Source organism: Nocardioides daeguensis (assembly GCF_019192965.1).
GTDB classification, from domain to species: Bacteria; Actinomycetota; Actinomycetes; order Propionibacteriales; family Nocardioidaceae; genus Nocardioides; species Nocardioides daeguensis.
In genome coordinates, this window is sequence record NZ_JAHTKU010000008.1 from 63093 (window position 1) to 79690 (window position 16598).

A 16598-nucleotide genomic window follows, 5' to 3' on the forward strand; every position below is an offset into this window, starting at 1 on the left:
CGACGCGGTGGGCTCAGACGTTGAAGCCGAGGGCGCGCAGCTGCTCGCGACCGTCGGGGGTGATCTTGTCGGGGCCCCACGGCGGCATCCAGACCCAGTTGATCGCGACGTCGTTGACCAGGCCCTCGAGGGCGGAGTTGGTCTGGTCGGTGATGACGTCGGTCAGCGGGCAGGCCGCGGAGGTGAGCGTCATGTCGAGGACGAGGTTGGTGCTCTCGTCGACGTGCATGCCGTAGACCAGGCCGAGGTCGACCACGTTGATGCCGAGCTCGGGGTCGACGACGTCCTTCATCGCCTCCTCGATGTCGGCGAGCGCCACGTTGGACGAGGCGTTGGTCGAGCCGCTGGCCTCGGGGACCTCGGGCAGGTCGCTGTTGTCGATGGACTCGCTCATCAGTTGTCTCCGTCTCCTGCGACGACCTGTGCCGTCGCGTCCTTCCACGCCATCCACGACAGCAGGGCGCACTTCACGCGGGCCGGGAACTTCGCCACGCCGGCGAAGGCGATCCCGTCCTCGAGCACGTCCTCGTCGGGCTCCACGGTGCCCTTGCCCTGCATCAAGGTGAGGAACGCCTGGTGGATCGCCATCGCCTCGTCCACGCTCTTGCCGACGACGAGGTCGTAGAGCACCGAGGCCGAGGCCTGCGAGATCGAGCAGCCGAGCGCGTCGTACGACACGTCCTCGACCACGCCGTCGCTCACGTGGACTCGCAGGGTCACCTCGTCGCCGCAGGTCGGGTTGACGTGGTGCACCTCGGCGGTGTGGCCGGCGTGCTCGCGCAGCCCCTTGCCGTGGGGCTTCTTGTAGTGGTCCAGGATGATCTCCTGGTAGAGCGCATCCAGATCCTGGGCCGTCATGCTCGGTCCAACTTGAAGTAGGAACGGGTGTATTCCAGCGCCTCGACGAGGGCGTCGATCTCCCGCGGCTCGGTGTAGAGGTACGACGACATCCGCGTCGAGCTCTGCACGCCGAACCGCGCGTGGGCCGGCTTGGCGCAGTGGTGCCCGGCACGCACGGCGATGCCGCGGCTGTCGAGCACCTGCGCGATGTCGTGCGGGTGCACGCCGTCGAGCTCGAACGAGATCGCGCCACCGCGGGCGGCCGCGTCGAGCGGGCCGAGCACGGTCAGGCCCTTCACCGAGCGCAGGCCCTCGAGGGCGTAGCCGGTGATCGCCTTCTCGTGGGCGTGGATCGCGTCGAGGCCGATGTGAGCGAGGTAGTCCACCGCCGCGCCCAGGCCGATGGCCTCGACGATCGGCGGGGTGCCGGCCTCGAACTTGTGCGGGATGCCGGCGTACGTCGAGCCCTCCATCCGCACGGTCTCGATCATCTCGCCGCCGCCGAGGAACGGCGGCAGCGCGTCGAGCACGGCCCGCGAGCCCCACAGCACGCCGATGCCGGTCGGACCGACGACCTTGTGGCCGGTGAAGGCGAGCAGGTCCGGGCGCTCCTCGACCGGCATCGCGGACAGGTCGATCGGCAGCTGCGGCGCCGCCTGGGACGCGTCGACCACGACGATCGCACCGACGGCGTGGGCCTTGCGCGTGATCTCGGCGATCGGGTTGATCGTGCCGAGCATGTTGGACACCCAGGTCAGCGAGACCACCTTGGTGCGCTCGGTGATCAGCTCGTCGATCGTCGACAGGTCCAGCCGGCCGTCGTCGGTGAGGCCGAACCAGCGCAGCGTCGCGCCGGTGCGCTGCGTGAGCAGCTGCCACGGCACGATGTTGGAGTGGTGCTCCATCTCGGTGATGACGATCTCATCACCGGGACCGACCTGCCGCTCCCCGGGCCACACCAGGGTGTTGGCGACCAGGTTGAGCGCCTCGGAGGCGTTCTTGGTGAAGATCACCTCGTCGCGCTCGGGCGCGCCGATGAACGCCGCCACCTTGTCGCGCGCGGCCTCGAACGCCTCGGTCGACTCGGCGCCGAGCTGGTGCATGGCGCGGGCGATGTTGGCGTTGTGGTGTTCCAGGTGGTCGACCATCGTGTCGATCACCACCTGCGGCTTCTGCGAGGTGTTGGCGCTGTCGAGGTAGATCAGCGGTACCCCGCCCGCGAGCGTGCGCTCGAGGATCGGGAAGTCCTTGCGGATCACCGCCAGCTCCGGGAGGAGCCCCTCCAGGGTCATGGTCAGACCCCGGCTGCCGGGGTGCTGACGTACTTCTCGTAGCCGTTGGCCTCCAGCTCGTCGGCCAGCTCCGGGCCGCCCGACTCGGCGATCCGGCCGTCGACGAACACGTGGACGACGTCGGGCTTCACGTAGCGCAGGATCCGCGTGTAGTGCGTGATCAGCAGCAGGCCCTTGCCCTCACGCGCGGCGTAGGCGTTGATGCCGTCGGACACGACCTTGAGCGCGTCGATGTCGAGACCGGAGTCGATCTCGTCGAGGATCGCGAACTTCGGGTCGAGCAGGTCGAGCTGGGCGATCTCGGCGCGCTTCTTCTCACCACCCGAGAAGCCCTCGTTGACCGAGCGGCTGGAGAACGCGGTGTCGAGCTTCATCCGGTCCAGGGCGCCGTTGACGTCCTTGACCCAGGTGCGCAGCTTGGGCGCCTCGCCGTCGAGCGCGGTCTTGGCGGTGCGCAGGAAGTTCGACATCGAGACCCCGGGAACCTCGACCGGGTACTGCATCGCGAGGAAGAGGCCGGCACGGGCCCGCTCGTCGACGCTCATCTCGAGCACGTTCTCGCCGTCGAGGAGGACCTCGCCGCCGGTGACCGTGTACTTGGGGTGCCCGGCGATGGAGTACGCCGTGGTCGACTTGCCCGAGCCGTTGGGGCCCATGATCGCGTGGGTCTCGCCGTCCTTGATGGTCAGCGTGACGCCCTTGAGGATCTCCTTGGGGCCGTCCTCGGTCTGCACCTGGACCTGCAGGTCCTTGATCTCGAGGGTGCTCATGATGGGGTGACTCCGTTCAGCGTGGTGGTGATGTCGATGTAGACGTCGCCGTCGCGGACCTCTACGGGGAAGGTGGCGACCGGCTCGGTCGCGGGGAGGCCGGTCGGCTTGCCGGTGCGCAGGTCGAAGCGGGAGCCGTGCAGCCAGCACTCGACGGTGCAGTCCTCGACCTCCCCCTCGCTGAGCGCTACGGCCGCATGCGAGCACAGGTCCTGGAGGGCGAAGACCTCGTCGCCGTGGCGAGCCACGGCGACCTCGTAGCGGTCGACGGTGACGGCGAGCGCCTCGTCCTCGGGCACCTCGGTCAGGGCGCAGGCCCGCTCGAAGCTCATGCGTCGTCCTTGAGGACGTTCTTGGCGAGCTCGGCCTCGACGGTCGCGAGGAGCTGGTCCTCGACCAACGCGATGTCGACCTTGCGGATCAGGTCGTTGAAGAAGCCGTGCACGACCAGTCGCTGCGCCTCCTTCTCCGAGACGCCGCGCGAGCGCAGGTAGAAGAGCTGCTCGTCGTCGAAGCGTGCGGTGGCCGAGGCGTGTCCGGCTCCCTCGATCTCGCCGGTCTCGATCTCCAGGTTGGGGACCGAGTCGGCCTGGCAGCCGTCGGTGAGCACGAGGTTGCGGTTCTCCTCGTAGGTCTCGATGCCCTCGGCGACCTTGCGGATGAGCACGTTCCCGATCCACACCGTGTGCGCGCCCTTGCCCTGCAGCGCGCCCTTGTAGACCACGTGGCTCTTGGTCTTGGGCGCATTGTGGTCGGCGAAGAGGCGGTGCTCGAGGTGCTGGCCCTCGTCGGCGAAGTACAGGCCGAGCAGCTCGGCCTCACCGCCCGGCCCGGCGTACTCGACGTTGGCGTGCATCCGGACCAGGTCGCCGCCGAAGGAGACCGAGGTGTGCTTGACCGAGGCGTCGCGGCCGACGCGGATCGCGTCGCGGCCCAGGTGGACCGCGTCGTCGTCCCAGTCCTGCAGGCTCAGCACGTTGACCTTCGCGCCGTCGCCGACCAGGAAGGACGAGATGGCGCAGTAGCGCGCCGACCCGCTGTGCACCAGCACGATGGTGACCTCGGCGTGGGCGCCGATCCGGTAGAGCAGCCGGCCCCAGACCAGGTCGTCGACGGAGCTGCCCGACAGCCGGATGACGACGGGCTCCGTCACCACGGCCTCCGCCGGGACGTCGAGCAGGAGCGCACCGTCCGCGTTGGCGGCGGCCAGAGCGGCGGGCCGCTCGTTCGGCGCGAGCTCACCGAGCGCCAGCGCCTCCGCGGCGCTGATCGCGCTCAGGGTGACCCCCTCGGGGAGCGTGGCCTCACGGACCAGGTCGGCCGTCGAGGCCGCACCGTCGAGGATGCCGCGCAGCCGCTTGAGGGGCGTGAAGCGCCACACCTCCTCGCGGCCGGTCGGCACCGGGTGGTCGGCCAGGTCGTACGACGCGGGCGGGTTCAGGTGGCTCTCGACGCGGGACTGCTCAAGAGCCGAACTGACGGCCGACTCGGCCGTTTCAGTCACAGTCACAGGACTTCCTTCAATGCGTGGTGCTGGCGGGAGGACATAGCCGTCGAGCCTTCGACGGCTACTGGAGGCTGAGTGCCGAAGGCCTCAGCCCACAGCGCCCTCCATCTGCAGTTCGATCAGTCGGTTCAGCTCCAGCGCGTACTCCATCGGGAGCTCCTTGGCGATCGGCTCGACGAAGCCGCGCACGATCATCGCCATCGCCTCGTCCTGCTCCATGCCTCGCGACATGAGGTAGAACAGCTGGTCGTCGGAGACCTTGGAGACGGACGCCTCGTGGCCCATCGACACGTCGTCCTCGCGGATGTCGACGTAGGGGTAGGTGTCGGAGCGGCTGATCTGGTCGACCAGCAGCGCGTCGCACAGCACGTTGGACTTCGAGCCGTGCGCACCCTCGTTGACCTGGATCAGGCCGCGGTAGGACGTACGACCGCCCCCGCGGGCGACCGACTTGCTGAGGATCGAGGAGGAGGTGTACGGCGCGGCGTGGACCATCTTGGCGCCGGCGTCCTGGTGCTGGCCCTCGCCCGCGAAGGCGATCGAGAGGGTCTCGCCCTTGGCGTGCTCGCCCATCAGGTAGACGGCGGGGTACTTCATGGTCACCTTGGAGCCGATGTTGCCGTCGACCCACTCCATCGTCGCGCCGGCCTCGCAGACCGCGCGCTTGGTGACGAGGTTGTAGACGTTGTTCGACCAGTTCTGGATGGTCGTGTAGCGGCAGCGGCCGCCCTTCTTCACGATGATCTCGACGACCGCGGAGTGCAGCGAGTCGGAGGAGTAGATCGGCGCGGTGCAGCCCTCGACGTAGTGCACGTAGGCGTCCTCGTCGACGATGATCAGCGTCCGCTCGAACTGGCCCATGTTCTCGGTGTTGATCCGGAAGTAGGCCTGCAGCGGGATGTCGACGTGGACACCCTTGGGGACGTAGATGAACGAGCCGCCCGACCACACCGAGGTGTTGAGCGCGGAGAACTTGTTGTCGCCGACCGGGATGACGGTGCCGAAGTACTCCTTGAAGAGCTCCTCGTGCTCCTTCAGGGCGGTGTCGGTGTCGAGGAAGATGACACCCTGCTCCTCCAGGTCCTCACGGATCTGGTGGTAGACGACCTCGGACTCGTACTGGGCGGCGACGCCGGCGACGAGGCGCTGCTTCTCCGCCTCCGGGATGCCGAGCTTGTCGTAGGTGTTCTTGATGTCCTCGGGCAGGTCCTCCCAGCTCTGGGCCTGCTTCTCGGTGGACCGCACGAAGTACTTGATGTTGTCGAAGTCGATGGCGCTCAGGTCGGAGCCCCACGTCGGCATCGGCTTGCGGTCGAAGAGCTTGAGGCCCTTCAGGCGCAGGTCGAGCATCCAGCCCGGCTCGCTCTTCTTCGAGGAGATGTCCCGGACGACGTCCTCGTTGAGGCCGCGCTTCGCGTTGGCACCGACGTCGTTCTTGTCGGACCAGCCGAAGTCGTAGCGACCGATCCCCTTGAGCTCGGGGTTCAGCTCTTCGATCGAGGTCATGAGACCCGCTCCTTCTTGTTGATGCCTGCATCGGGGATGCACGTCGTGCACACCCCGTCGCCGTGGGCGATGGTGGCCAGGCGCTGGACGTGGGTGCCGAGCACGCGGCCGATGGCCTCGGTCTCGGCCTCGCACAGCTGGGGGAACTCGTGGGCGACGTGGGAGACCGGGCAGTGCTGCTGGCACAGCTGCTCCCCCACGACCGGCAGCTCGCGGACGGCGGCGGCGTACCCCTCGTCGGAGAACACCAGCGCCAGCACCTGCGCGGGCGAGGCACCCGGGTGGTCGGCGGCGACCACCGGGAACTTCCGCTCGATGAACGAGGCCCGCCGCTCGGCGAAGGCGCGGACGGCGTCCTCGCCCCCGGTCTCGGCGAGGAAGCGGATCGCCTCGGTCGCGAGGTCGTCGTACTGCTGGTCGAAGGCGTCGCGGCCGCGCTCGGTGAGGGCGAACACCTTGGCCGGGCGGCCCCGGCCGCGCGAGCCCACCGGACGCGGGTCGCGCGCGTCGACCGCGCCCTCGGCGACGAGGTGGTCGAGGTGACGCCGCACCGCGGCGGCCGTCAGGTCCAGTCGCTCCGCGAGCGCTGCCGCGGTGGACGGCCCGTTGACCAGGATCGACCGAGCGACGCGCTGCCGCGTCGGCTGGTCGCTCTCGGTCGCCATTTCCACAACATCAGTGTGCCGTTATTGGACCCCGCGGTTCAAGGAAGGGTCGCCTTACTGCGCCGAGGAGCGGTGTGCCTCAGCCAGGCCAGACCCGCGAAGGGCAGCACGAGCGGCAGGAAGCCGTAGCCCTGGCCGAAGTGCGACCACACCGTCTTGTCGGGGAACAGGTCGGTGGCGACGTAGCTCAGCGTGCCGACCGACAGCACACCGACCAGCTCGATCGCGACGGCGACGCCCGCCACCCGCCAGCCGGTGCGGCCGCCGAGCAGCAGGCAGGTGGTCGCGACCAGGTAGAGGACGGCGGCCAGGAGCGAGAGCGAGTACGCCAGCGGGGCCTTGCCGGGCTCCAGCCCGAGCTGGACGGCCGAGCGACCGGTGGCGGCGACGGCGAACAGTCCGTAGACGAACACCAGTGCCCGGCCCCAGCCCTCGGAGAGCGGGTGCGCCGGCTGCGCGGCGGCGGGACGCTCAGGCACCCGGCCCACCCCACACGTCCCACAAGCGCAGCTCGAGGCCGGCCACGGTCGCGACGCCGAGCAGCAGGATCGTCGTACCGACCCGGGACCGCTCGGCGAGCGCGAGGAAGGCCGCGACGACCGGGACCAGGAGGTTGGTGACCAGGTAGCTCACGAACACCGCCCCCTCCAGGTCGCGCTCGGTGCGCGCCAGAGCGACGACTCCCCCGACGAGCTGGACGAGCATCACGACCTCGAGCACCGCGAGCCCGATGAAGTGGGAGTCCTGCGCGGCGCGGTCACGGACCAGGTCGACCGCGAGGAGGACGGCGAGGGCGCCGGCGAGGACCAGCGCGACGCCGTACAGCCAGGGATTCACGGCGGTCAGCGTAGACCGGCCCGGTTCCGCGACAATGACCCGCATGCAGCTCGACCACCTCGACCGCCTGATCGTCGGCACCCTCCTGGAGGACGGCCGCGCCACGTTCGCGCAGATCGGGCACCGCGTCGGCCTGTCGGCGCCCGCGGTCAAGCGGCGGGTGGACCGGCTGGTCGCCTCCGGCGCGATCACCGGGTTCACGGTGCGCGTCGTCCCGGCCGTGGTCGGCTGGTCGACCGAGGGATACGTGTCGATCTACTGCCAGGGCTCGACGACGCCCGCGGAGATCCTGGCCGCGGTCGACCCGCTTCCCGAGGTGGTCTCCGCGTCCACGGTCACCGGCGAGGCGGACGCGATCGTGCACATCCACGCCTCGGACATCCGGCACTTCGAGCGCGTCGTGGAGCGGATCGCGGGCGAGCCGTTCGTGGCCCGGACCAGGAGCGAGCTGGTGCTCTCCCCACTGGTGCGACGCGAGCAGGGCAGCCTCCCCGACTGAGCCTCCCGCGGCAGCGCAACAGATCTTTGTGAATCGCCGGATCGACGCAACAGATCTTCGCCAACAAGCAACGCGGACCCATCGATCTTGTGCCGCCGCGTTCCTAGTCTTGTCCGGGTGACCGACCTCCCCCGTGCCGACGCGCTCGTCGTCGCCGCCTGGCAGCCGGACGGCCCGCTGCTCGACGTACCGGCCGCCCTGGACGCCCTCGACGCGGCCGCTGCCGACGCGGCCGCGCGCGGCGCCCGGTTGCTCGTGTGCCCCGAGCTGACGCTGACCGGCTACGACATCGCCCCGCAGGCCGCCGAGCTGGCCGAGCCCGCCGGCGGCCCGATGGCCCGGGCGGTCGCCGACGTGGCCCGCCGCCACGGCCTGGCGATCGCGTGGAGCTGGCCCGAGCGCGACGGCGAGCAGGTCCACATCGCAGCCGAGCTCGTCGACCGCGACGGCTCGGTGCTCGCGCGACACCGCAAGGCACACCTCTACGGACCCGACGAGGCCGGCGCCTACGTCCCCGGCGACGGCACGCCCGCCGTGGGCGAGATCGACGGGTACCGGGTCGGCCTCCTCGTCTGCTACGACGTCGAGTTCCCCGAGCAGGTGCGGATGGTGGCCCTCGCCGGCGCCGACCTGCTCGCCTGCCCGACCGCCCTGATGGCGCCGTACGACGTCGTCAGCACCCTGGTCGTCCCGGCCCGCGCCTTCGAGAACCAGATGGCGCTCGCCTACGCGAACCGCGCGGGCACCGAGCACGACCTGACCTACACCGGCCTCAGCTGCGTGGTCGGCCCCGACGGCGTCGACCTCGCCCGCGCCGACGACCGCCCCGGCCTCGTGGTCGGCACCCTCACCGCTGCGGCGCTCGACGGCGCCCGCCGCGCCAACACCCACCTGGCCGACCGCCGGCCCGAGGTCTACGGAGGCCTGACGAGATGACCACCGGACAGACGACGCCGGACCAGGCCCACACCGAGCCCGCCGCCGTCACGATGCTCGGCCCCGACTTCCCGTTCGGCTACGACGAGCACCTGGCCCACCCCGACGGTCTCGGCTCCGTCCCGGGCGAGCACCACGGCCGGGAGGTCGCCATCGTCGGCGGTGGCCTGTCCGGCATGGTCACCGCCTACGAGCTGATGCGGATGGGCCTGCGGCCGGTCGTCTACGAGGCCGACCAGATCGGCGGCCGGCTGCGCTCGCAGCCGTTCGGCGGTGCCCACGGACCGATCGCCGAGCTCGGTGGGATGCGCTTCCCGCTGTCCTCGCGGGCGCTCTTCCACTACATCGACCACCTCGGCCTGCGCACCTCGCCGTTCCCGAACCCGCTGTCCGAGGCGACGCCGAGCACCGTCGTCGAGCTGGGCGGCGAGTCCTTCTACGCCCGCGGCTACGACGACCTGCCGGACTTCCTCAAGGACGTGGCCGACGCCTGGCACGAAGCGCTCGGCGAGGTCGGCTTCGCCGACGTGCAGAAGGCGATCGCGGAGCGTGACGTCCCCCGGCTCAAGGAGCTGTGGAACGAGCTGGTCCTCGCCCTCGACGAGGAGACCTTCTCCGGCTTCCTCGCCCAGACGACCGCGTTCGGCTCGCGCAGCTTCCGGCACCGCGAGGTGTTCGGCCAGGTCGGCTTCGGCACCGGCGGCTGGGACACCGACTTCCCCAACTCGATGCTCGAGATCCTGCGGGTCATCTTCACCAACGCCGACGAGGACCACCAGCTGGTCCACGGGGGCGCCCAGCAGCTGCCCGTCGGGCTCTGGAAGGACGCTCCGGCCTGCGTCCACTGGCCGGCCGGCACCTCGCTGGAGAGCCTGCACGGTGGCGCGCCGCTGCCGGGCGTGGCGCGGATCGCGCGCGGCGAGGACGGGCGCTTCGAGCTCACCGACCGCTGGGGCAGCGCCCGGTCCTACGACGCCGTCGTGGTGACCTGCCAGGTGTGGCTGCTCTCCGCGCGGATCGACGTCGACGAGTCGCTGTTCTCCCCCGACCTGTGGATGGCGATGGAGCGCACCCACTACATGCAGTCGTCGAAGACCTTCGTGCGCGTCGACCGGCCGTTCTGGAAGGACGTCGACACCCAGACCGGGCGCGACGTGATGAGCATGACGCTCACCGACCGGCTGAACCGGGCGACGTACCTCCTCGAGGACGACGGCGCCGCCTCCATCTGCCTGTCCTACACCTGGAACGACGACGCCCTGAAGTGGCTGGCGCTGCCCGTCGAGGAGCGGGTCCGGCTCCAGCTGCACTCGCTGCGCAAGATCTACCCCGGCGTCGACATCGCCGCGCACATCGTGGGCGACCCGATCACGGTGTCGTGGGAGTCCGACCCCAACTTCATGGGTGCGTTCAAGGCGAACCTGCCCGGCCACTACCGCTACCAGCGGCGCTTGTTCACGCACTTCGTGCAGGACGACCTGCCCGAGCACCGGCGCGGCATCTTCCTCGCCGGCGACGACATCTCGTGGACCGCCGGCTGGGCCGAGGGCGCCGTCACGACCGCCCTCAACGCCGTCTGGGGCGTGGTCCGGCACTTCGGCGGCAGCACCGCGCCCGGCAACCCGGGACCGGGCGACCGGTTCGCCGAGCTCGCACCGCTGGCCCTGCCCGACGGGCTGTGACCGGACGTTCCTAGACTGTCGGCGTGCCTCACGCTGCCCCTCCTGCTGTCGAGGTCGACGGACTGGTGATGAGGTACGGCGACACGCTCGCCGTCGACGGCCTCTCGCTCACCGTCGAGCGGGGCACCATCACCGCCGTGCTCGGTCCCAACGGCGCGGGCAAGACCACCACGCTGGAGACCTGCGAGGGCTACCGGCGCCCCCAGGGCGGCACCGTCCGGGTCCTCGGCCTGGACCCGGTGCGCCAGCGGGCCGAGCTGCTGCCGCGGATCGGCGTGATGCTGCAGTCCGGCGGCGCCTGGAGCGGTGCCCGCGCCGACGAGATGCTGCGGCACTTCGCGCGGCTGCACGCCCAGCCGCAGGACGTCGGCCTGCTCATGGAGCGGCTCGCGCTGCACGAGTGCGGCCGCACGCCGTACCGACGGCTCTCGGGCGGCCAGCAACAACGACTGGGGCTCGCCCTCGCGCTGGTCGGCCGGCCCGAGCTGGTGTTCGTCGACGAGCCGACCGCTGGGATGGACCCGCAGATCCGGCGCGCCGTGTGGGAGCTGCTGGAGGAGCTGCGCGCCGACGGCGTCACCGTCGTGCTGACCACCCACTACCTCGAGGAGGCCGAGCGGCTCGCCGACCGGGTGCACATCCTCGACCGGGGCCGGCTGGTCGCCAGCGGGACACCGCTGGAGCTCACGCGAGGCGGCACGGTCGCCACGATCCGGATCGTGGTCACCCAGCCGTTCCCCGCGGGGGCGCCCGACGAGCTGGTGCGCGCCCTCGGCGCCGGGACCGAGCTGACCGTGCTCGACCCGCTCAGCCTCCAGCTGTCCGGCCCCGCCGACAGCAACACGCTGGCCACCGTCGCCGCCTGGTGCGCCCGGCACGACGTGCTGCCCGAGTCGCTGTCCCTGGGGCAGCGCAACCTCGAGGACGTCTTCCTCGAGCTGACCGGACGGGAGTCGCTGTCATGAGCACGTTCGCGCCCGCCCCGGGCGCCGCCCCCGTCAGCCGCCAGCTGCTCACCCAGGCCGGCATGGAGGCGCGGCTGATGCTGCGCAACGGCGAGCAGCTGCTGCTGGCCGTCGTGATCCCCGTGATCGTGCTGGTCGGCTCGGTCCGCGGCGTCGAGCGGGTCGGCTTCGACCTCGACGGCCGCCCGATCGACGTGCTCACCCCCGGCGTGCTCGCGCTCGCGGTCATGTCGACCGCGTTCACCTCGCTGGCCATCGCGACCGGCTTCGAACGGCGCTACGGCGTGCTCAAGCGTCTCGGCACCGCTCCCCTGTCCCGCGCCACCCTGCTCGGCGGCAAGGTCCTCGCACTACTGCTCGTCGAGGTGTTCCAGTTCGCCGTCATCGGCGGCGTCGGGCTCGCGATGGGCTGGTCCGGCCCCTCGGGCGCCGGCGGTGAGCTGCTCCTGGTGCTAGCGGCGCTGTTCGGAACCGCCGCCTTCGCCTCGCTCGGCATGCTGCTCGCCGGATCCCTGCGCGCCGAGGCCACCCTTGCCGCCGCGAACCTGGTCTACCTGCTGCTACTGGCCGGCGGCGCAGTGATCCTGCCCGCCACGCTGTACGGCGGCCTCGGCGACGTCGTGCGCTGGCTGCCCTCGGGGGCGCTGGGCGAGGCGGTCCGGTCCGCGTGCGACGGTGCGCTCGCCGTACGGGACCTCGGGGTGCTGCTTGCCTGGACCGTCCTCGGCTCCGCCCTGACCGCCCGAACCTTCAAGTGGGAGTGACCGTGAGCACCGCGACCCGCCTGTCCAGCCTCCAGCAGGCCCTGCGCGAGCGCCTCGTGCCGCTGGCATGGGCCAACCTGGTCGCCAACATCGGGATCGTCGTGACCGGCGGCGCGGTCCGACTCACCGGCTCCGGCCTCGGCTGTCCGACCTGGCCGAAGTGCACCGAGGCGTCGTACACGACCCATCCGGCGCTCGGCATCAACGGCGTCATCGAGTTCGGCAACCGGCTGCTCACCTACGTCCTGCTCGCGATCGCGCTCGCCTTCGTGGTCGCGGCCTGGCAGCGGGGCGGGCGGGTACGCACCCTCGGCCTGGTCGTGCTGGCCGGCATCCCCGCCCAGGCCGTCGTCGGCGGCATCACCGTGCTCACCGACCTCAATCCGTGGATCGTCGCCGGACACCTCCTCGTCTCCATGGCGATGGTCGGGGTGTGCGTGTGGGTGATCGACGACCTGACCGGCCCCGCTCGTGGCGCCGCCTCGACGGCGACGCGGCGGCTGGCCTGGGCCACCTTCGCGCTCGGCTGGATCGTGCTGTGGCTCGGCACCGTCGTCACCGGCTCCGGTCCTCACTCCGGGGACCTCGACTCGCGTCGTACCGGCCTGGACCCGGAGGTCGTCTCCCACATCCACGGCATCGCGGTGGGCGTGCTGGTCGCGCTCACCCTGGCGCTCGCGTTGGTCGCCCGGCGCCGCGGTGACCGCTGGGTCGCCATCTTCGCCGCCGTGCTGCTCGGCGTCGAGCTCGCCCAGGGGCTGCTCGGCTACGTCCAGTTCTTCACCGACCTGCCCGAGATCCTGGTCGGCCTGCACATGCTCGGCGCCGCGCTCGTCGCCGCCGGCATCGCCCGCGTGGTCGTCACCACCCACCCGCGGGGCTGATCGGAGGGGTCGGGTGTTGCGGTTTGGTCCCAAACCGCAACATTTCGGGACCCTCACATGCGGTTCGTGCCCAATTGCAACGCGTTCCACCGGCCGATGACCCAGCACGAGGAGGCGGGCCGGGCGGCGACCGGGCTCAGCCCCACCAGCCCCACGAGTCACCCGCGAGAGGCAATCCATGCGCTTGTCAGGGGTTGCAACCCCTGACAAGCGCATGGATCCCCGGACATCCGGGGATCCATGCAGCCGCGCCTCAGTGCAGCAGCGGATCGATCGCGACGGCGACGAAGAGCAGCGAGAGGTACAGGTTGGACGAGTGGAACAGCCGCATCGGCTGGAGGACGCTCAGCTCGTCGGAGGTCTTGGCACGCCGGTACAGCCCGTGCGCCTGGACCAGGAAGACCGCGCCGAGCAGGGCGGCGGCGATCGGATAGACGGGCCCGGTGGAGGCCACCGGCCACAGCAGCAGCGAGGTGGCGACCATCACCCACGAGTAGACGACGATCTGGAACGCCACGGCGCGCGCGGACTTCACCACGGGGAGCATCGGCACGTCGACCTGCGCGTAGTCCTCGCGGTAGCGCAGCGCCAGCGCCCAGGTGTGCGGGGGCGTCCAGAAGAACACCACCAGGAACAGCACGATCGGCACCCAGGAGAGCTCCCCGGTGACGGCGGTCCAGCCGATGAGGGCCGGGAAGCAGCCGGCGATGCCGCCCCACACGATGTTCTGGGTCGTACGACGCTTGAGCAGCATCGTGTAGACGAACACGTAGAACGCGTTGGCGCTGACCGACAGCGCCGCCGAGAGCGGGTTGACCCAGACCGCCAGGATCACCGTCGAGAGCACGCCGAGGACCACGCCGAAGACCAGGGCGGCGCCGGGCGACACGATGTGACGCGGCAGCGCCCGCCGGCGGGTACGACGCATCTGCTCGTCGATGTCGCGGTCGTAGACGCAGTTGAAGACCGAGGCGGACCCGGCGGACAGCGTGCCGCCGATCACGGTCGCCACCACGAGCCCCAACGCGGGCACGCCGCGGGCGGCGAAGAACATGACCGGCACGGTGGTCAGGAGCAGCAGCTCGATGACGCGCGGCTTGGTCAGTCCGACATACGCCATGACGACGTCGCGGAAGGTCGCCTTCTGCGGTCCCTCGTCACCGGACAGCAGCTCGGGGCTGGTCGGGTCGACGTAGGTCACGGCAATGTTCCTCGAGGGCCTTGCGGGCAGGGAATGGAGCGCTCCGAGTGTAGCCCGTGGACGCCGCGAGCCGGGCACCGAGCCGATGTCGTGCTCGCCACGGCTCTCGGTAGGCTCGGACCATGATCCCGGAGCTGGACTGGACCGATCTCGACCGCAAGGCCGTCGACACCGCACGCGTGCTCGCCATGGACGCCGTCCAGAAGGTCGGCAACGGCCACCCCGGTACGGCGATGAGCCTGGCGCCGGCCGCGTACCTGCTGTTCCAGAAGGTGATGCGGCACGACCCGGCCGACCCGGCCTGGATCGCGCGGGACCGGTTCGTGCTGTCCTGCGGCCACTCCTCGATCACGCTCTACACGCAGCTCTTCCTGGGCGGCTTCGGCCTCGAGCTGGGCGACCTCGAGGCGCTGCGCAGCTGGGGCAGCAAGACCCCGGGGCACCCCGAGTACGGCCACACCGCCGGTGTCGAGGTCACCACGGGCCCGCTCGGTCAGGGTGTCGCCAACGCGGTCGGCATGGCTATGGCGGCACGCCGCGAGAAGGGCCTGCTCGACCCGAACGCCGGCGACGGCCCGTCGCTGTTCGACCACCACGTCTACGTGCTCGCCTCCGACGGCGACCTCGAGGAGGGCGTGAGCAGCGAGGCGTCCTCGATCGCCGGCACCCAGGAGCTGGGCAACCTCACGGTCATCTACGACGCCAACCGGATCTCGATCGAGGGCGACACCCACATCGCCTTCAACGAGGACGTCGCGAAGCGCTACGATGCCTACGGCTGGCACGTCCAGACCGTCGACTGGACCGGCAACGACCACTCCGACCTCGCCCACTACGAGGAGGACGTCCCGGCGCTGCACGCGGCGCTCAAGGAGGCCGACCAGGTCACCGACAAGCCGTCGCTGATCGTCCTCAAGACGGTCATCGCCTGGCCCGCCCCGAACGCGCAGAACACCGAGGCCGCGCACGGCTCGGCGCTGGGCGCCGAGGAGGTCGCCGCCACCAAGGCGGTGCTCGGCTTCGACCCGGACAAGACGTTCGAGGTGCCGGCCGAGGTGCTGGCCCACACCCGCGGCCTGGTCGAGCGTGGCAAGGCATGGCAGGCCAAGTGGAGCGCCGAGCGCGACGCCTGGGCCGCCGCCCACCCCGAGCAGGCCGCCCTGCTGCACCGGATGAAGGACCGGCGCCTGCCCGACGGCATCGAGGACGTGCTGCCGGTCTTCGAGGCCGACGCCAAGGGGGTGGCGACCCGTGCCGCCTCCGGCAAGGTGCTCAACGCGATCGCCGGTGTCATGCCCGAGCTGTGGGGCGGCTCGGCCGACCTCGCCGGCTCCAACAACACGACCATCAAGGACGCCAAGTCCTTCCTCCCGCCCGACCGCGGCGTCGAGGAGTGGCCGGCCGACCCCTACCAGGGCCGCGTCCTCCACTTCGGCATCCGCGAGCACGCCATGGGCTCGATCATGAACGGCATCGCCGTCCACGGCGGGACCCGCGTCTTCGGCGGCACCTTCTTGACCTTCTCCGACTACATGCGCGGCGCCGTCCGCGTCGGCGCGCTGATGAAGGCCCCCGTCGTCCACGTCTGGACCCACGACTCGATCGGCCTCGGCGAGGACGGCCCGACGCACCAGCCCATCGAGCACCTCGCCGCCCTGCGCGCGATCCCCGGCCTCGACGTGGTGCGCCCGGCCGACGCCAACGAGACGGCTGCCGCCTGGCTCCAGGTGCTGCGCAACAACGACCGTCCGGTCGGTCTGATCCTCAGCCGGCAGAACGTCCCGACGTTCCCGCGCGGCACGGAGGGCTACGCCACCACCGACGACGTGGCCAAGGGCGGCTACGTCCTGCTCGAGGCCGACGGCGGCCAGCCCGACGTCGTGCTGATCGCGACCGGTTCGGAGGTCCAGTACGCCGTGGCCGCCCGCGCCCAGCTCAGCGCCGAGGGAATCAACGCCCGCGTGGTCTCGATGCCCTGCCTCGAGTGGTTCGAGGACCAGACCCAGGCCTACCGCGACAGCGTCATCCCGCCGACCGTCAAGGCCCGGGTGTCCGTCGAGGCCGGCATCAAGCAGGGCTGGCGCGAGTACGTTGGTGACAAGGGCCGGATCGTCAGCATCGACCACTACGGGGCGAGCGCCGACGCCGCGACGCTGTTCCGCGAGTTCGGCTTCACGCCCGAAGCGGTCGTGCAGGCGGCCCGCGAGACCATCGCGGCGGCTGCCCGCGACTGAACCGGGCACCATTCGC

At 70.8% G+C, this 16598-nt stretch carries 18 protein-coding genes; 7 read left to right on the forward strand and 11 right to left on the reverse strand.

Translation table 11 applies throughout. The features are described from left to right. Positions 1-13: 13 nt before the first annotated feature. From KU893_RS06295 to KU893_RS06340, 10 genes are all read right to left on the reverse strand, one after another. Positions 14-394, reverse strand: a complete 381-nt coding sequence (locus KU893_RS06295) for a metal-sulfur cluster assembly factor (RefSeq protein WP_218233507.1) — start codon at positions 392-394, stop codon at positions 14-16. Then, complete coding sequence (gene sufU / locus KU893_RS06300; protein ID WP_218233508.1) at positions 394-858, reverse strand: Fe-S cluster assembly sulfur transfer protein SufU; 465 nt, start codon at positions 856-858, stop codon at positions 394-396. Before sufU ends, KU893_RS06295 begins: the two co-directional genes overlap by 1 nt. Then, on the reverse strand, positions 855-2132 hold the full coding sequence (locus KU893_RS06305; protein ID WP_218233509.1) for a cysteine desulfurase: 1278 nt from the start codon (positions 2130-2132) through the stop codon (positions 855-857). The genes sufU and KU893_RS06305 overlap by 4 nt, the downstream gene beginning before the upstream one ends. 2 nt (positions 2133-2134) lie before the next feature. Next, positions 2135-2902, reverse strand: coding sequence for a Fe-S cluster assembly ATPase SufC (gene sufC, locus KU893_RS06310; RefSeq protein ID WP_218233510.1), 768 nt, complete (start codon positions 2900-2902; stop codon positions 2135-2137). Continuing rightward, entirely contained in the window at positions 2899-3234 is a 336-nt protein-coding gene (locus KU893_RS06315; protein WP_218233511.1) for a bifunctional 3-phenylpropionate/cinnamic acid dioxygenase ferredoxin subunit, read from the reverse strand. Before KU893_RS06315 ends, sufC begins: the two co-directional genes overlap by 4 nt. Beyond that, positions 3231-4412: a Fe-S cluster assembly protein SufD gene (gene sufD, locus KU893_RS06320; RefSeq protein ID WP_218233512.1), complete on the reverse strand. Its 1182-nt coding sequence runs from the start codon at positions 4410-4412 to the stop codon at positions 3231-3233. Before sufD ends, KU893_RS06315 begins: the two co-directional genes overlap by 4 nt. 84 nt (positions 4413-4496) lie before the next feature. After that, positions 4497-5915 (reverse strand): Fe-S cluster assembly protein SufB, encoded by a 1419-nt coding sequence (sufB, locus tag KU893_RS06325; RefSeq protein WP_218233513.1) that lies wholly within the window; start codon positions 5913-5915, stop codon positions 4497-4499. Beyond that, a complete protein-coding gene (locus KU893_RS06330) occupies positions 5912-6580 on the reverse strand; it encodes a helix-turn-helix transcriptional regulator (protein ID WP_218233514.1) in 669 nt (222 codons plus the stop codon). The genes sufB and KU893_RS06330 overlap by 4 nt, the downstream gene beginning before the upstream one ends. Positions 6581-6618: 38 nt before the next feature. After that, positions 6619-7059, reverse strand: a complete 441-nt coding sequence (locus tag KU893_RS06335; protein ID WP_218233515.1) for a hypothetical protein — start codon at positions 7057-7059, stop codon at positions 6619-6621. Next, the gene (locus tag KU893_RS06340; protein WP_218233516.1) at positions 7052-7417 is read right to left on the reverse strand and encodes a hypothetical protein; all 366 of its coding nucleotides are present in this window, start codon (positions 7415-7417) and stop codon (positions 7052-7054) included. Before KU893_RS06340 ends, KU893_RS06335 begins: the two co-directional genes overlap by 8 nt. Positions 7418-7460: 43 nt before the next feature. Between KU893_RS06340 and KU893_RS06345 the strand changes: the two genes are divergently transcribed. From KU893_RS06345 to KU893_RS06370, 6 genes are all read left to right on the forward strand, one after another. Then, positions 7461-7916 carry an Lrp/AsnC family transcriptional regulator gene (locus KU893_RS06345; RefSeq protein ID WP_218233517.1) on the forward strand — a complete coding sequence of 152 codons (456 nt, stop codon included), beginning with the start codon at positions 7461-7463 and terminating at the stop codon, positions 7914-7916. Between the two features lie 117 nt (positions 7917-8033). After that, positions 8034-8852 carry a carbon-nitrogen hydrolase family protein gene (locus KU893_RS06350; protein WP_218233518.1) on the forward strand — a complete coding sequence of 273 codons (819 nt, stop codon included), beginning with the start codon at positions 8034-8036 and terminating at the stop codon, positions 8850-8852. Further along, the gene (locus KU893_RS06355; RefSeq protein WP_218233519.1) at positions 8849-10534 is read left to right on the forward strand and encodes a flavin monoamine oxidase family protein; all 1686 of its coding nucleotides are present in this window, start codon (positions 8849-8851) and stop codon (positions 10532-10534) included. The genes KU893_RS06350 and KU893_RS06355 overlap by 4 nt, the downstream gene beginning before the upstream one ends. A gap of 23 nt (positions 10535-10557) precedes the next feature. Continuing rightward, entirely contained in the window at positions 10558-11499 is a 942-nt protein-coding gene (locus KU893_RS06360) for an ABC transporter ATP-binding protein (RefSeq protein WP_257441509.1), read from the forward strand. Continuing rightward, positions 11496-12263 carry an ABC transporter permease gene (locus KU893_RS06365; protein WP_218233520.1) on the forward strand — a complete coding sequence of 256 codons (768 nt, stop codon included), beginning with the start codon at positions 11496-11498 and terminating at the stop codon, positions 12261-12263. The genes KU893_RS06360 and KU893_RS06365 overlap by 4 nt, the downstream gene beginning before the upstream one ends. Before the next feature lie 2 nt (positions 12264-12265). After that, positions 12266-13147 carry a COX15/CtaA family protein gene (locus tag KU893_RS06370; protein ID WP_257441507.1) on the forward strand — a complete coding sequence of 294 codons (882 nt, stop codon included), beginning with the start codon at positions 12266-12268 and terminating at the stop codon, positions 13145-13147. Between the two features lie 253 nt (positions 13148-13400). Here the strand turns inward: KU893_RS06370 and KU893_RS06375 are convergent, their stop codons facing one another. After that, positions 13401-14525, reverse strand: a complete 1125-nt coding sequence (locus tag KU893_RS06375; RefSeq protein WP_372449668.1) for a heme o synthase — start codon at positions 14523-14525, stop codon at positions 13401-13403. Here KU893_RS06375 and tkt point away from each other — a divergent pair. After that, the gene (gene tkt, locus KU893_RS06380) at positions 14471-16582 is read left to right on the forward strand and encodes a transketolase (RefSeq protein ID WP_218233523.1); all 2112 of its coding nucleotides are present in this window, start codon (positions 14471-14473) and stop codon (positions 16580-16582) included. The two genes, KU893_RS06375 and tkt, sit on opposite strands and share 55 nt — an antisense overlap. Positions 16583-16598 lie beyond the last annotated feature (16 nt).

What these genes read in the sequence shown, in the direction of transcription:
- sufB (WP_218233513.1), bottom strand. Translation starts at nt 5,915, where the DNA reads ATGACCTCGATCGAAGAGCTGAACCCCGAGCTCAAGGGGATCGGTCGC.
- KU893_RS06315 (WP_218233511.1), bottom strand. Translation starts at nt 3,234, where the DNA reads ATGAGCTTCGAGCGGGCCTGCGCCCTGACCGAGGTGCCCGAGGACGAG.
- KU893_RS06355 (WP_218233519.1), top strand. Translation starts at nt 8,849, where the DNA reads ATGACCACCGGACAGACGACGCCGGACCAGGCCCACACCGAGCCCGCC.
- sufU (WP_218233508.1), bottom strand. Translation starts at nt 858, where the DNA reads ATGACGGCCCAGGATCTGGATGCGCTCTACCAGGAGATCATCCTGGAC.
- KU893_RS06365 (WP_218233520.1), top strand. Translation starts at nt 11,496, where the DNA reads ATGAGCACGTTCGCGCCCGCCCCGGGCGCCGCCCCCGTCAGCCGCCAG.
- sufC (WP_218233510.1), bottom strand. Translation starts at nt 2,902, where the DNA reads ATGAGCACCCTCGAGATCAAGGACCTGCAGGTCCAGGTGCAGACCGAG.
- KU893_RS06345 (WP_218233517.1), top strand. Translation starts at nt 7,461, where the DNA reads ATGCAGCTCGACCACCTCGACCGCCTGATCGTCGGCACCCTCCTGGAG.
- tkt (WP_218233523.1), top strand. Translation starts at nt 14,471, where the DNA reads ATGATCCCGGAGCTGGACTGGACCGATCTCGACCGCAAGGCCGTCGAC.
- KU893_RS06295 (WP_218233507.1), bottom strand. Translation starts at nt 394, where the DNA reads ATGAGCGAGTCCATCGACAACAGCGACCTGCCCGAGGTCCCCGAGGCC.
- KU893_RS06330 (WP_218233514.1), bottom strand. Translation starts at nt 6,580, where the DNA reads ATGGCGACCGAGAGCGACCAGCCGACGCGGCAGCGCGTCGCTCGGTCG.
- KU893_RS06305 (WP_218233509.1), bottom strand. Translation starts at nt 2,132, where the DNA reads ATGACCCTGGAGGGGCTCCTCCCGGAGCTGGCGGTGATCCGCAAGGAC.